Here is a 246-nt window from a genome sequence, read left to right on the forward strand (position 1 = left end):
GAACGTGCTGTACATCGTGACTTTCTGACAGTAGTTCAGAAAGTCCTGAATCTGAGCCTGCGTCCACGGGCTAGCGGTGAGTGCCGACACACGAACCACGTTCATCCATCGGTAGTCCGATGGATCGATCTCGCGCTGGGCCTGAGTCATCACGTCTAGAATGCCCGGATACGTAGCAATGATCGACTGGTACTGCGACTTGGTGACCGCCGACTGGTAGGTGCCGAAACCTCCAGACGCCACGTT

General features: G+C 56.1%; 1 protein-coding gene. It reads right to left on the reverse strand.

The annotated features are described in order from the left end of the window. The coding region (locus tag AC1RPU_RS08445; RefSeq protein WP_481769722.1) for a hypothetical protein at positions 1–246 on the reverse strand (246 nt) is incomplete at both ends.

The organism is Dellaglioa sp. CoH-55-MRSF-7 (genome assembly GCF_056782235.1).